Annotated in this window: 2 protein-coding genes and 1 pseudogene; all 3 read right to left on the reverse strand. The window is 39.9% G+C overall.

Annotated elements, in window-relative coordinates:
• Positions 1-204 precede the first annotated feature (204 nt).
• The 3 genes and pseudogenes from PN450_RS23455 to glyQ all read right to left on the reverse strand — a co-directional run bounded on the left by PN450_RS23455 (position 205) and on the right by glyQ (position 4,234).
• Entirely contained in the window at positions 205-2,559 is a 2,355-nt protein-coding gene (locus PN450_RS23455; protein ID WP_271837724.1) for a ComEC/Rec2 family competence protein, read from the reverse strand.
• A 104-nt stretch (positions 2,560-2,663) separates the two neighbouring features.
• Positions 2,664-3,151: pseudogene (locus PN450_RS23460) on the reverse strand (DUF4079 domain-containing protein).
• 204 nt (positions 3,152-3,355) lie between these two features.
• On the reverse strand, positions 3,356-4,234 hold the full coding sequence (gene glyQ, locus PN450_RS23465) for a glycine--tRNA ligase subunit alpha (protein WP_015079475.1): 879 nt from the start codon (positions 4,232-4,234) through the stop codon (positions 3,356-3,358).
• Positions 4,235-4,562 lie beyond the last annotated feature (328 nt).

Below are 4,562 nucleotides of genomic sequence, written 5' to 3' on the forward strand. Positions count from 1 at the left end.
CGGTAATTTCGGATTTTTGAATACCTGTGAGGATAATTTTGATACAAAATCGTCGAAATCTTAGGTGGCGATCGCTAATATCAAATCCCCAAACGACCATTTTTCGTTGTGTGACAGTTTAGGGTGCGGAAGGTGGGTTATATCTCTTTCTTCCTTTGCGTCTTTGCTCCTTAGCGTCTTTGCGCGAAACAAAATCAAGATGTATTACAAAACAGAAGATTTATTTTCTGTCGTCTGAATGAAAGTTTGAAAATTCCCATTGGGTGTCCATTGAATTGCACCATCTTTACCAGTCGAGAAAAGTTTTGTTTCTCCTTTACTCAAAGAAGATAATACTTTACTATCTAGATTATTAGCAGGAGCAATCGCTATTTGTGGTTTGAGTGCTAAAACTAAATCCTGTAAAGATTCTGATGGACACCACAACACCTGGGGAGAAGATAAATCCCCGCTCTTAATCAATTCTGCAATTTGTTGAGACTTAATATTTCCTACCAATAACCAATTCTGATTAAAAATTTGTAACTTTAAAATCGGTACTTCATCATTAATTAATTGTGCTGTAATTGTCGGATTATTTATAGATTGACCAACTGCTAAATTTTGATAGATTCCTTGCTGTTTTTGCAGTTCCTTTTGTAGTAATTGAGTTGCAATATTGTCTGCTAACTTAGGAGTATATTCATATAAATTCTTAATTGGTAAACTTTGCATAATTTCCAACCAAGCATCATTGGTATAACCAGGAAACTTACTAGCGATCGCCCAATTAATTTGATTTATTCCTTGCTGCCTTAAAAATGGTAAAATAGTAAATCTACCAGTCCCTTCATTCCCCCCATTAATGACCGTAATATTCCCCCGATCTTGAATTACTAAAACAGGTTCATTTTTAGTATCTAACAAAGTAATTCTCACCAAATTATTAGCAGAATGCCAAACAGGAAAAATCACCAAACCAACTGCAATTAAACTTGCAAACCACCAACGTTTTTGCCACCACCGAACTAACCAAACTAAAATAATTAAAAGATAGATAGTCAACATTTGCCAAATTGATATACTCCCAACTGCCACCAAGCTGCCTGGCAAATTAGCAAAAAATTCCACCATTTGAATTAACCAATGGGTGGGATAATATAAAAAACTGGCTAAAGTACCACCTAAATCTGGAGAAATCAAACTTACCAAACTGCCAATCATTCCCCCAATACTAATAACAGAAATAAATGGTGTAGTTAGAATATTCAGAGGCACACTATAAATAGGAATGACACTAGAAAACTCCAACAATCGGGGTAAAGTCCAAATCGTTGCTGCTAAAGGCACAGAAATTAAAGAAGCGATCGCAGGTGGTAGCCAATCTAAACGTTGAGTAATTGCAGATGCACTGACAATTAATCCCAAAGTCGCTAAAAAACTCAATTGAAAACCTAAATCCCAAATCCATAGAGGATTAAACAACAATAATAAAGTTGCCGCTATTAACAAAGATCCCAATTGCTTCACATTTCTTTCCAAAGCCAAACCCAGCAAAGCCGCAAAACCCATAATTACGGCTCTTAATACCGCAGGTTGAAAACCAGATAAAAACAAAAAAGTAATTAATCCCAAGCTACCCAGGATAATCTGCGTCGCTTTATTTGTACGTCTTGTGAGCTGTAAAACTACACCCAAAATTAGAGAAGTTTGAAACCCAGATGCAGCTAAAGCATGAGCTAAACCTGCTTTTACGAATAAATCCCGGATATCATGGGGTAAATCAACAGCTTTACTACCTAAGACCATTGCACTGACAAGGGGACCTTCAGGAACACCTAATAAACGAGCTTGCGATCGCCCAATTTTCTCACGAACTTGCCACCATCCCCAAGGACGTTCATCATCCAAAATATTAATCTGCCTACCAATTAAACCCGCAAAAGTCCCCTCTTGTCGCAAATATTTCTGAAAATCAAACCCACCAGGATTGGAAGCCGCAGTCGGTTTATACAAAAATCCAGTCACCGCAATTTGTTGTCCAGGATATAACCCAGTAGATTGGAGTATCGGTACAGTCACATATAACCTCCCCGTCACCCCCTTGGGAGTCCCCGCAGGACCCTGGTCATTTTTTACCTCATCTAATTGAGTCGCTACCAACCAAAATTGTCCTCGTTGACTACGAGTTATCCGAGGATTACTATCCACCAACCCCCGGACAATCACCAATTGTTCAAGATTACTATTATCCCCATCTGCAAATTGACTAATATCTTTGATTCCCGGTTGAGGAACACGCAATTGCAAATAAACAGTAGCCAATAAACCCACAACACCAGCTATTAACCATATTCTAGGATGGGGAGTACCTGCCCAGTTATTAACTACTGTTTTCTGTTTCGTAACGGCATTTTCTTTTTTGAGAGCAAATTGCCGCAGATTAGCATATATGCGGCGAAAGAAAACCGCTCCCACCACACCCAACAGCAGAATCCACACACCACCCCAAGGAATAGCCGTAAACAGCAAACCCAAAATATAACTAAGACAGATAATTATTCCAGTCGTCTGCATCATAAAAATTTAATTGCCAAAGCACCCAGTTCAGAGAATACCGCATAAATATTTAACCTGCTTGGGAAAGATATAATTCATCTTCAGCAGCTTTGGCAATCACAACATTACAAAGAAATCCCCAAATTCAACCCTAATACAGCATGAACAAACATAATCAAAAGAGTTGTAGACCCCAAATAAGCATGAACTGCACGCAAACCAGCTTTATTTCCAAAAAATCCACTTAGAGAAATTACACCATTAATTAACAACAGTATTAGTACCAGTGAACCCGTCCAAAAATGAGGACTTTCAAACAGTGGTTTTTGCTGCATCACTAAAGATAAAATCCCACCAGTATAGCCACCTGCCAAAAATACAAACAACCAAGGAGCTAATTGACGATGAGCATTACGGCTTTGAATAGCTGCATCCTTATCCTTCTCCCCTCCAGCAACTTTCCGCGCCAACCCGTCACCCCCACAAAAGTCCCTACCACAAAAATCACAATCCCCATCATCGCTGGATGTCCCCAATGCACAACCGCTTCAGGAACACCTAGAGAACGAAACCAACCTGCAATTGGTTCTAAAACTGCACTTACATTTATCATTTGACACACACCACTATTTGTAAAATCAACATCTGCAACCCTCCTACACTGGAGGGGTGAAAAATTTGGCGTTGCTGATAGCCTGCGTGACGAAGCCATATTTAAATATGAATTCTTTGGCTTTCATGTTTAAAACTCTTACCTTTGCGACTTTGCGCCTTTGCGTGAGCTTATTCATACTTCAATTAGGCAACGCCAAAAATCTTATCTTACGGTATCTTTCAGCAACGGAAAACCTAACTTTTCCCTTTGCTCAACATATAAATGAGCCACCTTTCTAGCCAAATGTCGAATCCTGGTAATGTAACGAGTCCGTTCCGTCACCGAAATTACCCCTCTGGCATCAAGCAAATTAAAAGCATGAGAACACTTAATCACATAATCCAAACTAGGTAAAACCAAACCTCGCTCAGTTAATTGAGTAGCTTCCTGCTCATATAAACCAAACAAAGTCAGCAACATCTCAGGATTCGACGCTTCAAAATTATAAGTACACTGTTCAATCTCACCCTGAAGATGAACATCACCATAAGTAATGTTATCCGTCCACTGAATCTTAGTAATAGCCTCAACCTGCTGGAGATACATCACCAATCGCTCCAACCCATAAGTAATCTCAATAGATACAGGACGGCAATCAATACCGCCACATTGCTGGAAATAGGTAAATTGAGTAATTTCCATCCCATCTAACCAAACTTCCCAGCCCGTACCCCAAGCCCCCACCGTCGCATCTTCCCAATTATCCTCCACAAACCGAATATCGTGGTCTTCAGGACGAATCCCTAATGCCCGTAAAGAATCCAGATAAATTTCCTGAATATCATCCGGTGAAGGCTTAATTAAAACCTGATATTGATAATAATGCTGAAACCGATTCGGATTTTCGCCATAACGTCCATCAGTAGGACGACGACAAGGTTCAACATAAGCCACAGCCCAAGGTTCAGGACCCAAAGCCCTCAAAAAAGTATGGGGATTCTTAGTACCCGCGCCCTTCTCCATATCATAGGGCTGGGCAATCAAGCAGCCACGCTGTCCCCAAAACTGATGCAATACCGCTATTACCGACTGAAAATTCACTATCTACTCTTCCTTGAGTCAACAATTCCTAACCTATTGTGGACTAAACCCAGCATAGTGAGCAGTTTTCAGGCGAATAAAAAACAAATTCCAAAATAGTTTGAAAAAGTAGTTGACAAACCAAAGCAGGTTCGATATATTAAATAAGTGCCTGAAGCGAAGCGAGAAAAACGCCACGCCTAAGTCGCACCGAACCTTGAAAATATTATAGTTTGAAAGCCAGAATACAACAAGTACCCTGCGTCAGAAAAAGAAAATAACCTGACCGTGGTTGTAAAAACGGTTGAAAGAGCTACAGACGAACCAAAATGGAGAGTTTGATCCTGGC

This window comes from Dolichospermum lemmermannii CS-548, from assembly GCF_028330815.1.
GTDB classification, from domain to species: Bacteria; Cyanobacteriota; Cyanobacteriia; order Cyanobacteriales; family Nostocaceae; genus Dolichospermum; species Dolichospermum lemmermannii.

Coding starts and splice junctions, on each gene's coding strand:
- PN450_RS23455 (WP_271837724.1), bottom strand. CDS start 2,559: ATGATGCAGACGACTGGAATAATTATCTGTCTTAGTTATATTTTGGGT.